The 17,632-nt window shown below is 40.8% G+C and carries 15 protein-coding genes; 8 read left to right on the top strand and 7 right to left on the bottom strand.

The annotated features are described in order from the left end of the window. Positions 1-182: 182 nt before the first annotated feature. The 5 genes from ACFSQ3_RS11450 (at position 183) to ACFSQ3_RS11430 (ending at position 7,274) form a co-directional block, all read left to right on the top strand. Complete coding sequence (locus ACFSQ3_RS11450) at positions 183-1,958, top strand: peptide MFS transporter (RefSeq protein ID WP_380869686.1); 1,776 nt, start codon at positions 183-185, stop codon at positions 1,956-1,958. 26 nt (positions 1,959-1,984) lie between these two features. After that, on the top strand, positions 1,985-3,469 hold the full coding sequence (locus ACFSQ3_RS11445) for a peptide MFS transporter (protein ID WP_380869685.1): 1,485 nt from the start codon (positions 1,985-1,987) through the stop codon (positions 3,467-3,469). 51 nt (positions 3,470-3,520) lie between these two features. Next, a complete protein-coding gene (locus ACFSQ3_RS11440) occupies positions 3,521-4,258 on the top strand; it encodes a polyprenol monophosphomannose synthase (protein WP_380869684.1) in 738 nt (245 codons plus the stop codon). A gap of 1 nt (position 4,259) precedes the next feature. Continuing rightward, positions 4,260-5,279 carry a Holliday junction branch migration DNA helicase RuvB gene (ruvB, locus tag ACFSQ3_RS11435; protein WP_380869683.1) on the top strand — a complete coding sequence of 340 codons (1,020 nt, stop codon included), beginning with the start codon at positions 4,260-4,262 and terminating at the stop codon, positions 5,277-5,279. A gap of 153 nt (positions 5,280-5,432) precedes the next feature. Continuing rightward, the gene (locus tag ACFSQ3_RS11430) at positions 5,433-7,274 is read left to right on the top strand and encodes a carbon starvation CstA family protein (RefSeq protein WP_380869682.1); all 1,842 of its coding nucleotides are present in this window, start codon (positions 5,433-5,435) and stop codon (positions 7,272-7,274) included. On the opposite strand, the gene ACFSQ3_RS11425 is transcribed toward ACFSQ3_RS11430, so the two are convergent. Next, the gene (locus tag ACFSQ3_RS11425) at positions 7,271-7,831 is read right to left on the bottom strand and encodes a hypothetical protein (protein ID WP_380869681.1); all 561 of its coding nucleotides are present in this window, start codon (positions 7,829-7,831) and stop codon (positions 7,271-7,273) included. The two genes, ACFSQ3_RS11430 and ACFSQ3_RS11425, sit on opposite strands and share 4 nt — an antisense overlap. A 5-nt stretch (positions 7,832-7,836) precedes the next feature. Then, a complete protein-coding gene (locus tag ACFSQ3_RS11420) occupies positions 7,837-9,270 on the bottom strand; it encodes an ATP-dependent DNA helicase (protein WP_380870036.1) in 1,434 nt (477 codons plus the stop codon). Positions 9,271-9,347: 77 nt separating this feature from the next. Here ACFSQ3_RS11420 and ACFSQ3_RS11415 point away from each other — a divergent pair, with 77 nt between their 5' ends. The 3 genes from ACFSQ3_RS11415 to coaD are packed head-to-tail and all read left to right on the top strand — an operon-like array spanning position 9,348 to position 11,149. Then, entirely contained in the window at positions 9,348-10,133 is a 786-nt protein-coding gene (locus ACFSQ3_RS11415; protein WP_380869680.1) for a DUF3822 family protein, read from the top strand. Continuing rightward, the gene (gene rsmD, locus ACFSQ3_RS11410; protein WP_380869679.1) at positions 10,124-10,666 is read left to right on the top strand and encodes a 16S rRNA (guanine(966)-N(2))-methyltransferase RsmD; all 543 of its coding nucleotides are present in this window, start codon (positions 10,124-10,126) and stop codon (positions 10,664-10,666) included. The genes ACFSQ3_RS11415 and rsmD overlap by 10 nt, the downstream gene beginning before the upstream one ends. Before the next feature lie 12 nt (positions 10,667-10,678). Then, on the top strand, positions 10,679-11,149 hold the full coding sequence (gene coaD / locus ACFSQ3_RS11405) for a pantetheine-phosphate adenylyltransferase (protein ID WP_380869678.1): 471 nt from the start codon (positions 10,679-10,681) through the stop codon (positions 11,147-11,149). Between the two features lie 416 nt (positions 11,150-11,565). Here coaD and ACFSQ3_RS11400 read toward each other — a convergent pair whose 3' ends face one another. The 5 genes from ACFSQ3_RS11400 to ACFSQ3_RS11380 all read right to left on the bottom strand — a co-directional run bounded on the left by ACFSQ3_RS11400 (position 11,566) and on the right by ACFSQ3_RS11380 (position 17,531). Next, positions 11,566-12,873 (bottom strand): DEAD/DEAH box helicase, encoded by a 1,308-nt coding sequence (locus tag ACFSQ3_RS11400; protein WP_380869677.1) that lies wholly within the window; start codon positions 12,871-12,873, stop codon positions 11,566-11,568. 62 nt (positions 12,874-12,935) lie between these two features. Then, positions 12,936-13,715 carry a sulfite exporter TauE/SafE family protein gene (locus tag ACFSQ3_RS11395; RefSeq protein WP_380869676.1) on the bottom strand — a complete coding sequence of 260 codons (780 nt, stop codon included), beginning with the start codon at positions 13,713-13,715 and terminating at the stop codon, positions 12,936-12,938. Between the two features lies 1 nt (position 13,716). After that, the gene (locus ACFSQ3_RS11390) at positions 13,717-14,403 is read right to left on the bottom strand and encodes an HAD family hydrolase (protein WP_380869675.1); all 687 of its coding nucleotides are present in this window, start codon (positions 14,401-14,403) and stop codon (positions 13,717-13,719) included. Positions 14,404-14,948: 545 nt separating this feature from the next. Then, on the bottom strand, positions 14,949-15,350 hold the full coding sequence (locus ACFSQ3_RS11385; RefSeq protein ID WP_380869674.1) for a hypothetical protein: 402 nt from the start codon (positions 15,348-15,350) through the stop codon (positions 14,949-14,951). 438 nt (positions 15,351-15,788) lie between these two features. Next, positions 15,789-17,531 (bottom strand): hypothetical protein, encoded by a 1,743-nt coding sequence (locus tag ACFSQ3_RS11380; RefSeq protein ID WP_380869673.1) that lies wholly within the window; start codon positions 17,529-17,531, stop codon positions 15,789-15,791. Positions 17,532-17,632 lie beyond the last annotated feature (101 nt).

Genomic DNA, 17,632 nt, shown 5'->3' with positions numbered 1-17,632 from the left:
AATTTTTAGGCGCCGAACTTCGGCGCTTTTTTGTTTTGTCGAATTAACATAGTCACTTCACGTTTTTTTTTAACTTTGGGACTTGAAAATTCATCTTTCGTTAATATATGACCTATTCATGTTAGAAAAAACAAACCCACATGAATATTCCATATGGCCAATAAAAGACAGATCAAATAAATATGAATTCAATTTCTAACGTGGAACCCGCGAGAACCAACCAAAATGAACCCGAAAAGCTGTTATTGGGTCACTTTCCAGGATTGTTTGTGCTGTTTTTTACAGAAATGTGGGAACGCTTTTCATTTTACGGAATGCGCGTTCTCCTTATCCAATTTCTGACGGCATCCGTTTTAACTTCGAATCCTGGCTGGGGATGGTCAGCCGAACAAGCTGGCGCTTTGTATGGTACGTATGCCATGTTACTCTATATCACGCCGATTTTCGGTGGTGTGATCGCCGATAAATACATTGGATCGCGTGCAGCCGTTATTATTGGTGCGATCGTCATGACTTTAGGTCACGTCGCCATGGCATTCAATTCTCCAATTATGTTCTTCATCGGTTTAGCCGGATTGGTGATCGGTACGGGATTTTTCAAGCCGAATATGCCTGCAATTCTTGGTGAAATGTATCGTTTCCGCCCAGAAAAGAAAGATGGTGCTTATACGATTTTTTACATGGGAGTAAATGCGGGTGCATTCTTTGGGATGATGCTTTGTGGTTATCTCGGCGAAACGGTGGGATGGCACTGGGGATTTGGTTTAGCTGGAATCTTTATGTTGTTAGGAACTGTGCAGTTTTGGCTGGCGAAGCCAATTCTGGGCAATTTGGGTATTTTGAAGAAAAAGGAAGCCAATGAAAAAAAGGTGGTAACCGATTTGGAAGAAGGAGAAACCAAATACAATCGTTTCACTAAACTCGATATGCTGCTGATCATTGTCGTTTCAATCGTGGGTTTAGCTTACGCATTCAACGATCCTTTATCTAAAAATGGCGTGCTCGATCTCTTCGCTTTTTTGGATACAGAAAGCTTGCGTGGACAAAACATCGTTGTAATTTCTGCCTTAGTTGTTTTCTTGGGGTTGGTCGTTTCTCGTATCATTCGCTACGCAAAAGTAGTCCGCGATCGTATGTTCGGTGTTATTCTTTTAGCGATCTTCCTCATCTTCTTTTTCATGAGTTTCGAGCAAGGAGCAACTTCTTTGGTTTTGGTGGCGCGTGATTATGTGGATCGTGAGTTGACAGGTAATAGTTTGCTAGTTTTCAATATAATAAATGCTTTACTTACTATCGTTCCTTTAGCTATTATTTCTTGGGTACTGATTCGTTTGTCGATTATCACATGGAGCAAAACAGCGACATCCAACATTACGTTGTTTATTTGTTTCCTTTTCATTTGGGGAGCGGGTGGATGGATGTTGTATCGCGAATTCTCCGCTGAAGCTTCGGCTATAAAGGTTTCTTGGTTCTCGATCTTGAACTCCTTTTTTATCATTTCTTTGGCATCCACCATTTCCAAAATTTGGGATTCTAAATACAATCCATCGGCAGCCTACAAGTATGGTTTTGGATTGTTCTTCGTGGCAATCGGCTTTTTAATTCTTGGCGTTGGATCAATGCAAGTTGGAACGGGCGTCAAGATGTCGATGGTATTTTTGGTGCTAACTTATTTGTTTCACACCATCGGTGAATTGTTTATTTCTCCCGTTGGATTGTCCTACGTTTCTAAATTGGTGCCGGCGCGGATGTTGGCATTTATGTTTGGAATGTGGTATTTGGCAATTGCTATTGCACAAAAGTTGGCAGCCATTCTCGGAGGACAGGTTGAAGTTATTCAGGAAAATTACTCGTTGAGCCATTTCTTTTTCCTATTCACGATTATTCCTGCTGCCGGCGGATTGATCGTTATCTTATTGAATCCATTAATCAAAAAATTGATGCACGGCGTTAAATAGTCCGCGCGCAAATTATATTTCAGTACATGTCTAAAGAAGTTACGTTAGAAGATATCCAGAATTTCGAAGGGAAGTATCCGAAGCAATTATGGTATTTGTTTTTAGTGGAAATGTGGGAGCGTTTCTGCTTTTATGGGATGCGCGGCGTGCTTGCCATCTTTATGGTGGATCAATTGTTATTGTCCGATCGCGATGCGAATCTTAAATACGGCGCTATTCAAGCGTTTGTTTATGCATTTACTTTCGTTGGCGGTATTTTCGCTGACAAGTTTTTAGGTTTCAAGCGCTCTTTGGTGTTTGGTGCATCCATGATGTTGGTTGGAAATGGCTTAATCGCGTTGTCACCACATGATTATTTCTATTTCGGAATTGCTTTAACGATCATAGGAACTGGATTTTTTAAGCCAAACATTTCTTCTATGGTAGGCGATTTGTACAAAGAAGGCGATCCACGTCGCGATGCTGGGTTCGGGATGTTCTATTCCGGCATCAACGTTGGCGCATTGTTAGGCGGTATCTTGTGTGTTTATCTAGGCAAAAACTATTCTTGGAACTATGCTTTCGCTGCCGCAGCAACGGTTATGGCAATCGGATTGTTGATTTTTCTTGCAACGAAGAAGCACATCAAACCTATTGGAAATAGTCCAATCGAGCATCTTCCAAAAGCGACACGTATTCGTAGCGAAATATTTGTTTATGTAGCTGCTTTGGCGAGTATTCCTTTGATCTTTTTGATGATTAATAATACCACCTATACGGATTATTTTATGTACACGATCGGTCCGATCGCTTTGGGATATTTCGTATGGCAAATGATGCAGGAGAAGGAATCCAAAGCTAGACAGCAATTAATCGCCGCGCTTATTTTTATCGTGTTTTCCATTTTCTTCTTCGCAATTTTCGAACAAGCTGGTGGCTCTTTGGCGCTATTCGCCAACAATAATTTGCATGATGATTTGTTCTTTTTCAATATCGACCCAAATGTTGTGAATAATGGTGCGAATTCTTTGTTCGTCATTATCTTTAGCCCATTGTTGGGTTTGCTTTGGTTAGCGATGGCAAAACGTAAATCGGAACCCAATACGGTTATCAAATTTGCTTTAGGTTTTGTGTTCTTAGGATTGGCTTATTATATGTTCTTCGGAACGCGTTTCTTTGCTGATGCGGATGGAAAAACATCTTTGGGCGTATTCACCTTAGCTTATCTTGCTGTAACCATTGGTGAGCTATGTTTGTCGCCGATCGGATTATCGATGATTACCAAGTTGTCGCCGAAGCGTTTGGGCGGAATGATGATGGGATTATGGTTTTTGGCAAGTGCGTATGGTCAATATGTAGCTGGTTTGTTAGGAGCAGGGATGTCTTCGCCCGATGCGAATGCGAGCGCTTTGGATAAATTGATCGCCTACACGGACGGTTATCAGCAATTAGCAATATATTCTATTGTTGCGGCGCTTGTTCTGTTTATATTATCTCCTTTTGTGAAACGATTGATGCACGGTGTACGATAGTAAGCAAGCTATTTTTACTAACTTTATCTTTTGAATCCTTACAAAATAGCTGTGTCCGATAGTTTAGTCATCATCCCAACGTACAACGAAAAAGAAAATATCGAGCGCATTGTTCGTAAGGTGTTTTCTTTAGCTGGCGATTTCCACATTCTCATCGTAGACGATGGATCTCCGGACGGAACGGGCGCTATCGTTAAAGGGTTGATGCCGCATTTTCCGGATCGTCTTCATATTGAAGAGCGTATTGGTAAGTTAGGTTTAGGCACCGCTTATATCCATGGATTTCGTTGGGCTCTAGCGCGGGAATATCAATATATTTTCGAGATGGATGCTGATTTTAGTCATAATCCGGATGATTTACTTCGACTGAAGGAAGCTTGCATTACGGGTGCGGATGTTGCAGTCGGTTCTCGCTATATTCAAGGCGTCAATGTTGTAAACTGGCCCATGAAGCGCGTATTGCTATCCTATTTCGCCTCCATGTATGTGCGTACCATTATGCGTATCAATATTCAAGATGCAACGGCCGGATTTGTATGTTTTCGCCGAACAGTTTTGGAAACCATTCCCTTGGATAAAATTCGATTTGTGGGCTATGCATTTCAAATTGAGATGAAATTCAAAGCCATTCAGCATGGCTTTAAAGTAGTTGAAGTACCGATTATCTTTACCGATCGCACACTTGGTGTATCTAAGATGAGCACGAAGATATTTCGCGAAGCTTTTTGGGGTGTGATTAGTCTGAAATGGGCAAGCTTTTTTAATAAGCCAAATAGAAAAGGAGCGTAGCATGAACGAAAATCTAGATCCAAACGCGGAACGATTAAGCCATACCGATAAGGAGTTGGAGCGCGTGCTGCGTCCGCAAACCTTTGAAGATTTTACAGGGCAAGCAAAGATTTTGGAAAACCTTTCCATTTTTGTGCGCGCTGCAAAATTACGTGGCGAAGCGTTGGATCATGTTTTGTTGCACGGGCCTCCCGGATTGGGTAAAACCACGCTTTCGCACATTATTGCGAATGAAATGGGTGTTGGCATCAAGATTACCTCCGGTCCGGTGTTGGATAAACCTGGCGATCTGGCCGGCTTGTTGACCAATTTGGAAGAAGGCGATATTTTATTTATCGACGAAATACATCGCTTGAGTCCGTTAGTGGAAGAATACCTGTATTCTGCCATGGAGGATTTCAAGATCGACATCATGTTGGAAACAGGTCCGAATGCGCGATCCGTGCAAATCAGCTTAAATCCTTTCACCTTAGTTGGAGCGACAACGCGTTCGGGTTTATTGACAGCACCTTTGCGCGCTCGATTTGGGATCAATTCTCGCCTGCAATATTACGATGTCAAATTATTGACGACGATTGTTGAACGATCTGCGCATATTATCCGTGTTCCAATTTCAGAAGAAGGCGCTTATGAGATTGCGCGTCGTAGTCGTGGAACACCACGGATTGCAAATGCTTTACTGCGTCGAACCCGTGATTTTGCTCAAATTAAAGGAAACGGAAGCATTGATAAACCTATTGCGCAGTTTGCGTTGAACGCTCTAAATGTCGATGAGCACGGTTTGGATGAAATGGATAACCGTATTCTTTCCACGATCATCGATAAATTTAAGGGTGGTCCTGTTGGTCTGAAAACGATTGCGACCGCAGTTGGAGAAGATGAAGGAACAATTGAGGAAGTTTATGAACCATTCTTAATTCAAGAAGGTTATCTGATGCGTACATCGCGCGGTCGCGAATGCACGGAGTTAGCATTCAAACATCTTGGCCGATTATTTCCGCGTGGAAATACATTGTTCTAAAACAACCGAAGCCGAACAACTACATCAAAAATTTTTTTTGAAATTCCGCAGTAACTTTTGATTTGGAGTTAGTAAATTGGCGGTGCGATGTTACGTGTTTGCACGCGCACTCATTGCAACACCAATATTAATGTAAACTTAAAGCTGCACGCTATGGAATACCTAAACGGCATGAACGCACTGACTTTAGTCTTTACGGCGTTGCTATTACTGGCGATTGGTTATCGATTCTACGGAATATTTTTAGCAAATAAAGTACTTCGATTGAATGCGAAGGTAGTAACACCTGCCGTAGAATTTGCGGATGGACGGGATTACGTAAAAACCAACAAGAACGTATTATTCGGTCATCATTTCGCGGCAATCGCTGCAGCTGGACCTTTGGTCGGGCCTGTGTTGGCTGCGCAGTTTGGGTATTTGCCAGGAACTTTGTGGATTCTGATCGGTTGTGTTTTAGCTGGTGGTGTGCATGATATGGTTGTGCTCTTCGCTTCCATGCGTCATAAAGGACAAAGTTTAGCCTCTATCGCTGCAAAGGAAATCGGTCCGACGACCGGAACGATCGCCGGAATCGCGGTATTGTTTATTCTCATTTTGACTTTAGCAGGCTTATCGCTCGCGTGCATCAGCGCGATGCACGAAGCTTCGTGGTCATTATTTACGGTAATTATTACCATGCCGATTGCCATCATTATGGGGTTGATTATGCGCTATCGTCAAGACAGCGTGACGTTTGCCAGTATTTTAGGTGGCATATTGCTGATCGCTGGAATTATCGGAGGTCACAATTTGATGCAAGTTCCGTTTTTTAATGACCTGTTTCACTGGGATGTATCGACGATTTCTATCGCCATTGCCGTTTACGGATTCCTCGCTTCGGTATTGCCCATTTGGTTGTTATTAGTGCCGCGCGATTACCTGTCCACATACCTAAAAATCGGAACAATATTATTATTGGCTGTCGGAATTGTTTTCGTGCATCCAACATTGCAAATGCCAGCATTAACGGAATTTATCTACGGTGGCGGCCCCGTTATTGGCGGTCCTGTTTTGCCCTTTATTTTTATTGTGATTGCGTGCGGTGCTATTTCCGGATTCCATGCGGTAATTGCAACTGGAACAACGCCAAAAATGATCGGTAATGAACGAGAAATCTTATTCGTTGGCTACGGAGCTATGTTGGTAGAAGGCTTCGTTGCGCTGATGGCACTGATTGCCGCATGTACCTTGATGCCGGGCGATTATTTTGCTATCAACACTCCGGCTGCAGGTTATGCGCAATTTCTTGCAGAAAATCCGAGTTTGGGAGCGGTTGAGTTGCCGTATTTCATGGAGAAAATCGGCATCGATTTGCAAGGCCGAACTGGCGGAGCGGTATCCTTAGCTGTTGGTATGGCACATATCTTCAACAGTATTCCGTTTATGGACGAAGTGATGGCATATTGGTACAATTTCGCCATTATGTTTGAAGCGGTATTTATCTTGACAGCGATTGACGCTGGAACGCGTGTAGGAAGATTTTTCTTACAAGAAATGATGGGCAATGTTTTTCCAAAATTCAACGATAAGAATTGGATGCCGGGCGTGATTATTTCAAGCTTCCTATTCACGTTCGCTTGGGGATATTTAGTATTTACCGGAAATGTTAGTAGTATATGGCCGCTCTTCGGAATCAGTAATCAACTTTTGGCAGCCTGCGGATTGATTGTTTGTACAACGATGTTGATGCGGATGGATCGAGGAAAGTATGCATTATGTGCGGCAGTTCCGGGCGTCATGATGGCGATTATTACCTTTTGGGCAGGCTACTTGCAAGTGGTCGATATCTATCTGCCGAAAGGCGATTATTTGTTGGCCGGTTTAGCAATCGTTGCGATGGTGCTTATGTTGATTGTGTTTATTGCCGCTTTTGGAAAATGGTATAGCTTATCCAAGAAGACACCGACGGAAACTGATTTCTACGGCGAAAAAGTAAAAGAGCTGGTAGAACGTTAACCTTTTTTCGCGGTTAGTTTTTTTAGAAATTTATTAGCGCGCGAGTGAATTGCGGGCGTCGTTCCTTGACGTAGCAAATGTTGGATTTGATCGGTTAATTCCGGTTTGATCCAATCGTTTGTTTCGGAAAATAAGTATAGGATTTCTACAGCATTCGCTACTACCGCTACGGAAGTAGAGGAATTTGTCAACCAATTGAAACCATATTCAATGACCGTTTCGGATTGTTTTGGTGTGAAGGCAGTTTTGCCATGAACTTTGTAGTTGTTGATCAATATATTTCCCGAAATACGTAGCGAACCTTCATTTTTTATATCTCCTAAATGCTCAATAAAGAAATCTGCGGACTGCTTCAAATGATCTTTATAATACATCGTCCATTTTTCTACCAGCCAAATGGATTGAAGGGCTAAGCTGTCTTTACGTTGTTCTAATAAACACAATGCAAGTATTTCTTCTAGATGAAATCTATCCTCAATAAGATCAGCGAGATGTGGCATTTTGTGTTTTTCTGCCCAAGCAAGAAAACGGTTGTGTTGCAAATTGTAAGCGCTCATCACGTTCATGATGTCGAATTTGGGAAGAAGTTTTTATGAAAATTAACTAGATATAATTCGTTTGTTGCTCGCGTAAGCGCCGTATATAGCCAACGGAGAAATTCCGTTGTCAACATCTCATCGTTCAAGTAGCCTTGATCTATAAATACCGACGGCCATTGCCCACCTTGTGCTTTATGGCAAGTTATGGCATAAGCAAATTTTATTTGTAAGGCATTGAAATATGGATCTTGCTTGATGGCTTCCGCTCGACGATTTTTATCTAGGATATCCTGATAATCCAATGCGATTGATTCATACAATTTCTGAAGCTGATCTTGCGGTAGATTGGGACTTTCTACGTAAAGACTATCAAGCAGAATGCGGCATTGTATGCTATCATCTTCGTTGCCATCTAAAAAATCCAACAACAAATCAGCAAATCGAAAACCATGCATTTCGTGCACATTCGAAACCTTGCGGATTTTCGCCATATCTCCATTGGCAATAAATCCTGTTTGCGCCGCATCGTGCTGTTGCAACCAATAATAATTGTTCCTTACCACCATAATTAAATCGCCACCCGTAATTTCTTCGTCGCGAAATAGAATCTGATTTCGAATATGTTGATTATACAGGTTCGCAGCCTTGTTGGAACGACAAATCACCATGGTGTTTTCTAAACCAAACTTATCGTAGCTGTAATGTAAACCGTCGATCAGGCGTTCGCCCGTCATTTGAAACACATCGCGGTAACCGCGCGTTACGAATTCTGGAAAAGGATATTCTGCGGTTTCGTCTTCCAGTTTAATTTCTTGGCGAATCTTCGTGGCATTGAATAATATACCGGAATGTTTGTTCTGGCGAACAACATCGGTCAGCTCATAACTATTAACATGAAGATTATATCGACTAGCCATATATTCTTCTTGCAGGGCCGGACTTTGCAACATGCCAACAGGAGGGAGTTGGGCGGTATCACCTACAAACATCAGCACGCAACGCTCACCGCTCTGAACATAAGTAATTAAATCTTGCAAAAGGCTGCTTCTGAATACGCTGACGGGATCGTCGGAAAGCATGGAAGCTTCGTCGATAATGAACAAGGTGTCTTCGTGCGGATTGTCAGAAAGTGCGAAATCCATGGCTACAGAAGCGACTGATTTCTTGCGATAGATTTTTTTGTGAATGGTAAGCGCGGTACGTCCTGCATATTGACTAATCACTTTTGCCGCACGTCCAGTAGGAGCTAGGAGTACCGTTTTTCGTTGAAATCTCGGTAAAATCTTTACCAACGTACTTATAATCGTTGTTTTCCCAGTTCCGGCATAGCCTTTCAAAATAAACAAGCTGTTCGGATCGAAATTATAAATAAACGTTTCTAGCAACGCAAAAACTTCCCGTTGTTGCTCGGTCGGATTTTGCTGAAAATATTGCTCAAAGGATTCGCGAATATGCACGTTCAAAGTTATTTAAAAGGTTGGCTAATCCAATTTTAAAAGCTATTTTTGTTTGGCACGGCACCTATTTTTTTAGCATGAATTTTATTTCGAAAGATTTTCGTATTCAGCACTTATCGTATTATCAGCTACTTATTTACGCTGGTCATCAAGAAGACGTGCTTCTGATTATTGATCAAGAGCAGACTGTGCAGGCTTATTTACGCTATCCTTCTTCGAGTCCGACTTTGGAGGCGACACGATTGCTTGCTTTGCCATTTGCGAAGGTTTTTATCGTCATTCCGCAACACAGTGTCACATTTGTCCCTGCAGAAGTTTATCAGCAAAAGGATGAAGCATTATATGAGGAATATCTTGTCAATAAAAATGATGAAGATGTATATACGGTTAATGTTGCAAATTTTGGTCTGCAGGCAGTTTATCAGTTCGATTCGCTGTTATATAAGCGTTGGAAAACCTTGTTTCCCGATGCGCTGTACGCGCCATTTTTTCAGGTATTGTTTGATTTGGTGCCACAAGATTTGAGCTTAGGTGCGCATATTATACTTCATCAAACAGATGATCAAATGCATTTGGTCATAGTTCAAAACGGTCAGTTTGTTTTCTACAATCAATTCCTAGTAGATAACGCAGCAGATTTGGGATATTATGTGCGCCGCGTAATGCAGGATTTTGAAATCGAGTCGTTTGAGTCGATTTTGCTTTCCAATATTGCATTCGAAGATGATTTGCTTCGATTTATAAAGTCATTTTCCGCAAGAATTGAATGTTTAAAAATAAACAATCAGCAAAATGCTGCAGAAAGCACTGATTTGTCATCTGGATTGTTTGCCTCGATATTTCAAAGAGAGTTATGCGTGTAATTGGAGGGAAGATCGGCGGAATTCGTATTCATCCGCCCGCTAATTTACCAGTACGTCCTACAACTGACATTGCCAAAGAAGCTTTATTCAATATTTTGCAACATCAAATTGATTTAGATGGTGCGAGTTGTTTGGATTTATTTGCGGGAACTGGAAATATTTCTTTTGAACTTGCTTCTCGCGGTGCGAAATCCGTTACTTCGGTAGATGCACATTTCAAGTGTTTGAAATTTATCGCCGATATGGCTACGCAACATAAATTGGAAGCGATTTCTACACGGAAAGCAGATGTGTTCAAATTTGTACAGCAAGAGCCCGATACCTACGATTTTATCTTCGCTGATCCACCTTATGATGTGGATCGATTGCCCCAGTTGGCGCACATGATTTTCGATCAAAACTTGTTAAATCCAGAAGGGATTTTGGTGATCGAACATCCTTCAACGCGACAAATGCAGCCACATCCGCTTTTGCGTAATATTCGAAAATATGGATATTCATCGTTCGCTTTTTACAGTCATCAAGAACTTTAATCGTTACTCAGTATGAAAAGAATAGCATTATTTCCGGGTTCTTTTGATCCATTTACCAAAGCTCATGAAGATTTAGTGCGCAGAGCGCTTCCGTTATTCGACGAAATTCATGTAGCAATCGGTATTAACAGCGCCAAGCAAGGTTTACTTAGTGTAGATGATCGCGAAGCTTCCATAGCAGGAGTTTTCGCTGGAGAAGATGGGGTTAAGATAGCTACATTCAAAGGATTGACGGTAGATTATTGCAAGGAAATTGGTGCACGTTTCATTCTACGTGGTTTGCGAAATGGAAAGGATTTAGAATTTGAACAAGCTATTGCTCAAAACAATTTGATTCTTAATCCTGACGTAGAATCGTATTTTTTGCTCAGCAGAAGTGGCCTTTCACATATTTCGTCGACCATCGTACGGGAGATTTTGCGCTATAATGGCGATGTGACAGCTTTAGTTCCTGATGCGGTTTTGCCTTTTTTGGAGAGGTAGAGGTGTTGAGGTTTTAATTCGTTAAGAAGGTTGATAGAGTTAGTAGGCGAAGTTGTCGGTTCGTAAAGTTGTGAGATTGCTTCACCCTCGTTCCTCAGGTTCGTAAGGACGTGTTTTTGATTTTTAAGCATGAGGTAGACCTTATATCGTCATCACGAGGAGGTACGACGAAGTGATCTTAAGCCGATAACCAACGAGGTGGATTCGTAAAGAGTTGCGAGATTGCTTCACCTTCGTTCCTCGGGTTCGCAATGACGATATTTTTGATTTTTATACATGAAGTAGACCTCATATCGTAATCGCGAGGAGGTACGACGAAATGATCTTCTAAATATATACGTGCTGTTTCGCGATGAAGATATTTTGCATTTAAAACCAGCTAAATAGCTAGCTAAACTCTTAACTAGCTAAAAAACTTACGACCGCAGAATACGAACTTTTGTTTTCTTGATCCTTCCGTTATTGCCATGCTTTAGAATTCCGGAAACGCTTTTACGCGCAACAGCTACAAAAGCCATTTTTTCCTTCACTTCAATCATTCCCAAATCCTCTTTTGCAACATCCGGCAGGTTCATCAAAAATCCTGCAATATCACCTTTGCTCACTTTATCGCGTTTTCCCGCCGTAATCATCAATGTGGTAACTGCGCTATTGGATGGAATATCGTACTCACCTTCCAAATTTTCTTCCTGCATGTTATCTGTTAGATAAGGAAAATCATCATCGGGTTTTAAGAATAAGTAAACGGTTCCTTTCGCTTGCATCCTTGCAGTACGTCCGTTGCGGTGAACAAAAGCATCTTCTTTATAAGGCAATTGATAATGCATGATCGCGTTTACCTCCGGAATATCCAATCCGCGCGCCGCCAGATCTGTAGTTAGCAAGATGTTAGTGCTGCCATTTCTGAATTTTAATAAAGCCAACTCGCGATCTTGTTGTTCCAAGCCGCCATGAAATACGTCGTGAATTACATCACGATCGGCCAACAATTCACTAATATGATCTACCGCTTCTCGATGATTACAGAAAATAAGCGTTTTTTGTTCCGTTCCTAGTTTGCAAATCAACTTAAATAGTGCTTTGAGCTTGTTTTGTGGACTAGCGGTGACGGTTTGAAAAGTCAAATCTGGCGCGTAACCTTTTTCATGCAAAAAGTTCACGCTATTCAGTTGATTCAACTCCAAGAACGTCGGAATTTCTTGTAACTCCGTTGCAGAAGTCAGCATGCAGAAAGGTTTCTGCAATTCGCGGACGATTTGTTCCATCTGATCATGAAAACCAAGCTCCAACGATTTATCAAATTCATCCAGAACTAACGTTTTCAGATTAGAAAGATCGATGTTGTTTCTTTCCAAGTGATAGATAATTCTTCCTGGTGTGCCCACCAAAATATGAGGCGGTTCTTTCAGTTTGTTTTTCTCGGTACGCAGATCATTACCACCATATAAGCAAGTGATTTTGGGTTGATTAGGCATTTTGCGTAAAACCTGTTCGATTTGCAAAGCCAATTCACGTGTAGGAGCGATTACCAAAGATTGGATTTGTCCAACCTTATTCCAATCCATGCGTTTTTGAATGATCAACGAAAACGCCAACGTCTTTCCACTTCCGGTGGGTGAAAGCAATAGCAAATCATGCTCGGATCGATAGCTCGATACGACCGTTTCTTGCATTTCATTTAATGCACCGATATTTAAGTTGGATAAGTATTGTTGCGCTCCCATAAGCGCAAAGGTAGCACAAAAAAGCGGTTTTATATTCCGGTACTTTTTTGCACGATAGTTCGCTATAATAGAATAAGCATGGCTGACGAGACGATTACTAAGGTCATAATTACCCAACGAAAATGCTTTTCATTTAAATGCTGGACAAGCTTAATACCGACAAATCCACCTAACAAGATAAAAGGAATGGCCAATACATTCAGCACCAAACCAGATAACGAAAGATTTTGCCAAACGAATGCTTGAAGCGGGATTTTAATATAATTGAGAATCATAATGAACCAAGCTCCGGTAGCAACGAACGTAAGTTTTTGCATTCGTTTGGTAAGCAGATATACCGAAAGGGCAGGGCCGGCGGCATTTCCGATCATTGTAGAGAAACCTACAATGAATCCAAATAGCGGAGAATACCATCGTTTTTTGACTAAATTTTGTGTGGTTTCTTCTGTTTGTCGATTCGACCACAGCATAATGATAACGCCAATCAAAATGCAGATGCCCATGGATGTTTTGAACCATTGATCATCGATCACATTGCCTAAAAACAATCCCGTCAATAAACCTATCAAGGCCGATGGTAATAATTTCACAACCTCAGACCAAATAAGCGATTTTCGATAATAAATAACGGCGGTAAGATCCGCCATGCAGAGCATGATTAAGACAATTCCTGTTGAATATTTGGCGCCAAATAGCAATGCGAAAAATGGAACCGCTACTGTACCGATGTTTTGAATACCTGTTTTCGACATGCCAATCAGCAATGCACAGACAAAATAAAGCAACCACGATTGTGGGTTGGGAAGCAATTGCATAGCCTCCTGCCAAGCCGTATCGAACATGCTATTTTTTCAGTAAGGATTTGATGGTCGACGCATTGGTGTCGCGATAATCGCGGATGTAGGCAGCACAAGGTGGCAATTCATCTTTGCTATGCGAAGTAAGTACTCCAGTAACCGACATGCCTGCAGAAAGTCCGGCTGTGACGCCAGAGAAGGAATCTTCAAATACCATAACGTCTTCGACACTTACGGACAAGACCTCCGCCGACTTTAGGTAAACTTCGGGATGTGGCTTATGCAAGATGACATCTTCGCTGGATAGCGTGGAATCAAAGAACGAGCGAATATTTAATGCGTCCAAAACTAAATCCATATTTGCCTTTGGTGCGGACGTTGCTACGCCCAATTTAAAGTTGTTTCGCTTCAAATCTTCTAGGAACGTCACCAAACCATTTACTGGCGTAGCGATAGATTTGTATATTTCTCGAAACAAACCTTCTTTCTCAGCTTCCAATTTTTTGATTTCATCAGAAGACATCTTCCGACCGAAAAAATGTTGCATAATGTAGCTATTATGTTTGCCGTACATATGCTTTTCGAATGCTTCCTGCGAATATGCTACCTGATATTTATCAAAGAACCTTTCAAATGCTTTGGCATGAAATGGATTCGTATCGGCGATTACGCCGTCCATATCAAAAACGACGGCTAGTTGATTGCTTGAAGAAGGATTTGTATTAGAACTCATATGAAATGCTATCTCTAAGTTAGCCTTTATATTTTATAAAGCAAAGATAGCGCTATGCGTTCGATTAAGCAATGATCGGTCGACGCTCGCTGATGTCGTTTTGTTGCTTGCGCCACAACCTTTACCTACGATTAATAATAACATCGAGTTTAACATCTTTGTATTGTTAGGGAACCGATAACTATTTTTATGTTCATCTGCTTATAGTAAGATCAATAAACAATCCGATCCAATGGCTAATTCGGGAAAGGGCTTCGAAGAAGCCTAATTACTGTTTAATCTTTTGTTGGAGATTCCCTGAGCAGCGAAGATCGAATCTACATGGTTGTTTTTGTACTCGTATTGACTTTTGAGTGGCAAAAGTTACTGTTGCCAAAATAGAAGATAGCTATAATTGGGATTCCGTTATGTTGTTCGCGAAACTGATCGAGTAAATTGTGTTTTAATGCGCTTGTCATGTGCATAATTCCCGCTCCATATAAGCCATCTTGTTATCATAGGTTAAAATTGAATAGAAGCGAAAGATGGATGTATAGATGACTTGTCTATTTAGCTAATGTCTTGTTAGGACCTAAATACGAATCTCCATACATAAGATAGTGAAACACTAACTGTTTTTGCTTTTCAAAATCTCCTCCGAGATCTAAGATTCCGAATGCTAACTTAGATAGTTGTTGCATGATTCCCAGCGATGTACGATTAGAAACGACCAGAATAATTCGTGATGTCTTCGATAGGCGTTTTATACTCTTTAACGAAGCGAGTGAAGGGGGGGGCAAAAGGTCGATGTTTATAAAAATAAAGTCGTAAAATTCCGTTCGCAATGATTCGATAAGTTCAGCATAACTACGCGTTTCTGTGATGGATGCTTTTATTAAGCTTTGTTCTACCAACAGCAGGGTACTGTAGCGAATCAAATCACTTTCGTCAGCGAAAAGTATTTTCATAATTTTAAGAGACAAATTTATAACGCATTGCAATTTACAAATTTTGCAAACATTTGACAATTAGTTATATAAATATTATAATAATGAATATTATACGCATTTATTTAAATATCAGTTAATGGCTGTGGAAATTTATTTTGACCAAATAATATTTCGAAATTTAGCAGGAAAATTTGTGAAATGTGAAAAAATACGTGTTTAGCCATCGATGTTGATTATGTAAAAATTTTATTTATTAACCGAATATTTATGCAATAATAGGACGGTGCGGAAACAAACATGAGATCGTGTTATCGCAATAGAAGTGTTTCCCTCGTGAATATCTTATGATGGAAACATAGATTATTCTATATGTTCATCTCAAAATATCCAACATGGAACGTTAATAATACAAACCTATTGAGATGTCTTTTTGAAGAACATCCTAAGTCATAAAAATTAGGGTTGTATTCCTACACAACGAATGTTAGAGGATGTTACTTTATTGGAACCATTGTTTCCGGTTGCGAGTTCAACTTTGGGAGCGCCGCTGTCAAAAATTATTCGGTTCGTTCCAAATTCACCTTCTACGTAGCTGACCCAATATCTACCAAGTTCGCCCCTTCGACTTATTCCTTGTGGAGAGAATGGATATGTATTATTTCCGTTATTAGACATTGTAGGGAAGAAGCCTTGCAAAGGAAAAAATAGTCTCACATTCGCGTTTCGTTTACTTGTCAAAATTTTGACATTGCTAAAGATATTTGGACCCTGCGTTAGCGGTATTGGTCGAGAAACCGCCGTTGTATTCGTAATAAGCAAATTAGCCTCATTTTTTGTCGGAATGCGAAAGTTGGCAGGGCATGGATCCATGTTCGATTTAGCTGGAAGTGTTTCACTGCCAGAATTCCAAGAGTTATTTGGTGGGTTGTTATTTCCATTAAATCTCGCAGGTACGTTATTGATAGCAATGGCAGTTCCGCTCGCCGACGTATCGCGCAATCCCCATTGATAAAAACCTCCATGTAATCCCGATACATAAGGATTTGAGTCAACACTTATATTTTGATCTGCACCTAGGTTTCTTAATGCCCAAACAACACCAGCAATCCTAACTGCTCGAACACCTTGAAATGTTATATTTTGATCGTTAGGTACAATGTTTAATCGTAAATTATATTTTACTCCTGGAGTTATAGTCAACGTGCGAAATGGTACTACATTTGTTAAAGATACTTCACCGATCCTTATTGAATTCAATGTCAAAGATGCATTTCCTGCTGCCACAGAGTTTACAATTGTTGGAGAACCAACAATATCTTCAGATGATAATGCGCCAAAAGTAATGGGCGATACGCTACCGCTTTCAGTACTTCTGCTCAATGCTTCAGTATCAAAATTGATTGTTGCATTGTTTTGATGTGGTGTAAAACTCGCTGTAAGTTCCGTAATTGTGTATCCTGTACTAGACGAGTTTATTGTAGTTGTAATTTGACTGAGACGATGCTTTAACACGATATCAAGATTGTTTTCGTTATTCCCGGTTATTGTCATTCTTCTACGGAAAAACATTAAGTCGGTAGTACCGCCTACCGTCAGATTTGCTCCTGCTAAGGTGCGTGCCGAATTATTTGCATAAGCAACATCTGGAAGTGATGTATCGCTGTTCACGGAATAGGCGACAAATGTATAAGTACCACCGCCGTTTAGCTTAAGTTGTTCTGTGTTCGCTTCCGCTCCTGTTCGGTAATCTCTTTCTGTAACATAATTTCCTGATGCATCAAATACCACTAACCGATATCGAATACTTCTGCTTATGGGGTCGATAACGGTTTGCGCTTTCGCACTTCCTTTTAACCCCGATGGTAATTCGTTGGATATTGCTTGATTCGACAAAACGGGTTCCAGTTCCGCTACTATCATCAAATCATCGTCAAGTTGAGCGGTACTGATTTGTGTTGTCGGTAAATGTTCGGATGTGGTTCCGTTTTGATTCAATCTCGCAGCGCGATCGCCGATTTGTTCCTCGCCGTCGTAAGAACTTCCACTCACAGAAACTTGAATAAGAACAAGCTCCCCATTTCCCAATTCGCTATTGTCCAATGACGTTTTACACGAATGAAAGAGTGCAACAAAAGTTATCGCGCATAAAAGTGCCTTTAGTTTTAGCAAATTAGCTTGATTTAGTAGTGTACTTTTCATGTAAGTGGACATTATTCTAAATAAAAGTAAGTGTTTCGTATAGTGTAAAATTGCTAAGATCACACGCTGTGCGCTTTCGTTAAAAAGCTTCTCTATTTCTT

Source organism: Sphingobacterium corticis, from assembly GCF_042684745.1.
GTDB classification, from domain to species: Bacteria; Bacteroidota; Bacteroidia; order Sphingobacteriales; family Sphingobacteriaceae; genus Sphingobacterium; species Sphingobacterium corticis.
Note: the sequence above shows the minus strand (reverse complement) of the source record. Positions and strands in the feature narration are given on the sequence as shown.

What these genes read in the sequence shown, in the direction of transcription:
- ACFSQ3_RS11425 (WP_380869681.1), bottom strand. Translation starts at nt 7,831, where the DNA reads ATGAGCGCTTACAATTTGCAACACAACCGTTTTCTTGCTTGGGCAGAA.
- ACFSQ3_RS11415 (WP_380869680.1), top strand. Translation starts at nt 9,348, where the DNA reads ATGAATTTTATTTCGAAAGATTTTCGTATTCAGCACTTATCGTATTAT.
- ACFSQ3_RS11450 (WP_380869686.1), top strand. Translation starts at nt 183, where the DNA reads ATGAATTCAATTTCTAACGTGGAACCCGCGAGAACCAACCAAAATGAA.
- ACFSQ3_RS11445 (WP_380869685.1), top strand. Translation starts at nt 1,985, where the DNA reads ATGTCTAAAGAAGTTACGTTAGAAGATATCCAGAATTTCGAAGGGAAG.
- coaD (WP_380869678.1), top strand. Translation starts at nt 10,679, where the DNA reads ATGAAAAGAATAGCATTATTTCCGGGTTCTTTTGATCCATTTACCAAA.
- ACFSQ3_RS11390 (WP_380869675.1), bottom strand. Translation starts at nt 14,403, where the DNA reads ATGAGTTCTAATACAAATCCTTCTTCAAGCAATCAACTAGCCGTCGTT.
- ACFSQ3_RS11400 (WP_380869677.1), bottom strand. Translation starts at nt 12,873, where the DNA reads ATGGGAGCGCAACAATACTTATCCAACTTAAATATCGGTGCATTAAAT.
- ruvB (WP_380869683.1), top strand. Translation starts at nt 4,260, where the DNA reads ATGAACGAAAATCTAGATCCAAACGCGGAACGATTAAGCCATACCGAT.
- ACFSQ3_RS11380 (WP_380869673.1), bottom strand. Translation starts at nt 17,531, where the DNA reads ATGAAAAGTACACTACTAAATCAAGCTAATTTGCTAAAACTAAAGGCA.
- ACFSQ3_RS11430 (WP_380869682.1), top strand. Translation starts at nt 5,433, where the DNA reads ATGGAATACCTAAACGGCATGAACGCACTGACTTTAGTCTTTACGGCG.
- rsmD (WP_380869679.1), top strand. Translation starts at nt 10,124, where the DNA reads ATGCGTGTAATTGGAGGGAAGATCGGCGGAATTCGTATTCATCCGCCC.
- ACFSQ3_RS11395 (WP_380869676.1), bottom strand. Translation starts at nt 13,715, where the DNA reads ATGTTCGATACGGCTTGGCAGGAGGCTATGCAATTGCTTCCCAACCCA.
- ACFSQ3_RS11385 (WP_380869674.1), bottom strand. Translation starts at nt 15,350, where the DNA reads ATGAAAATACTTTTCGCTGACGAAAGTGATTTGATTCGCTACAGTACC.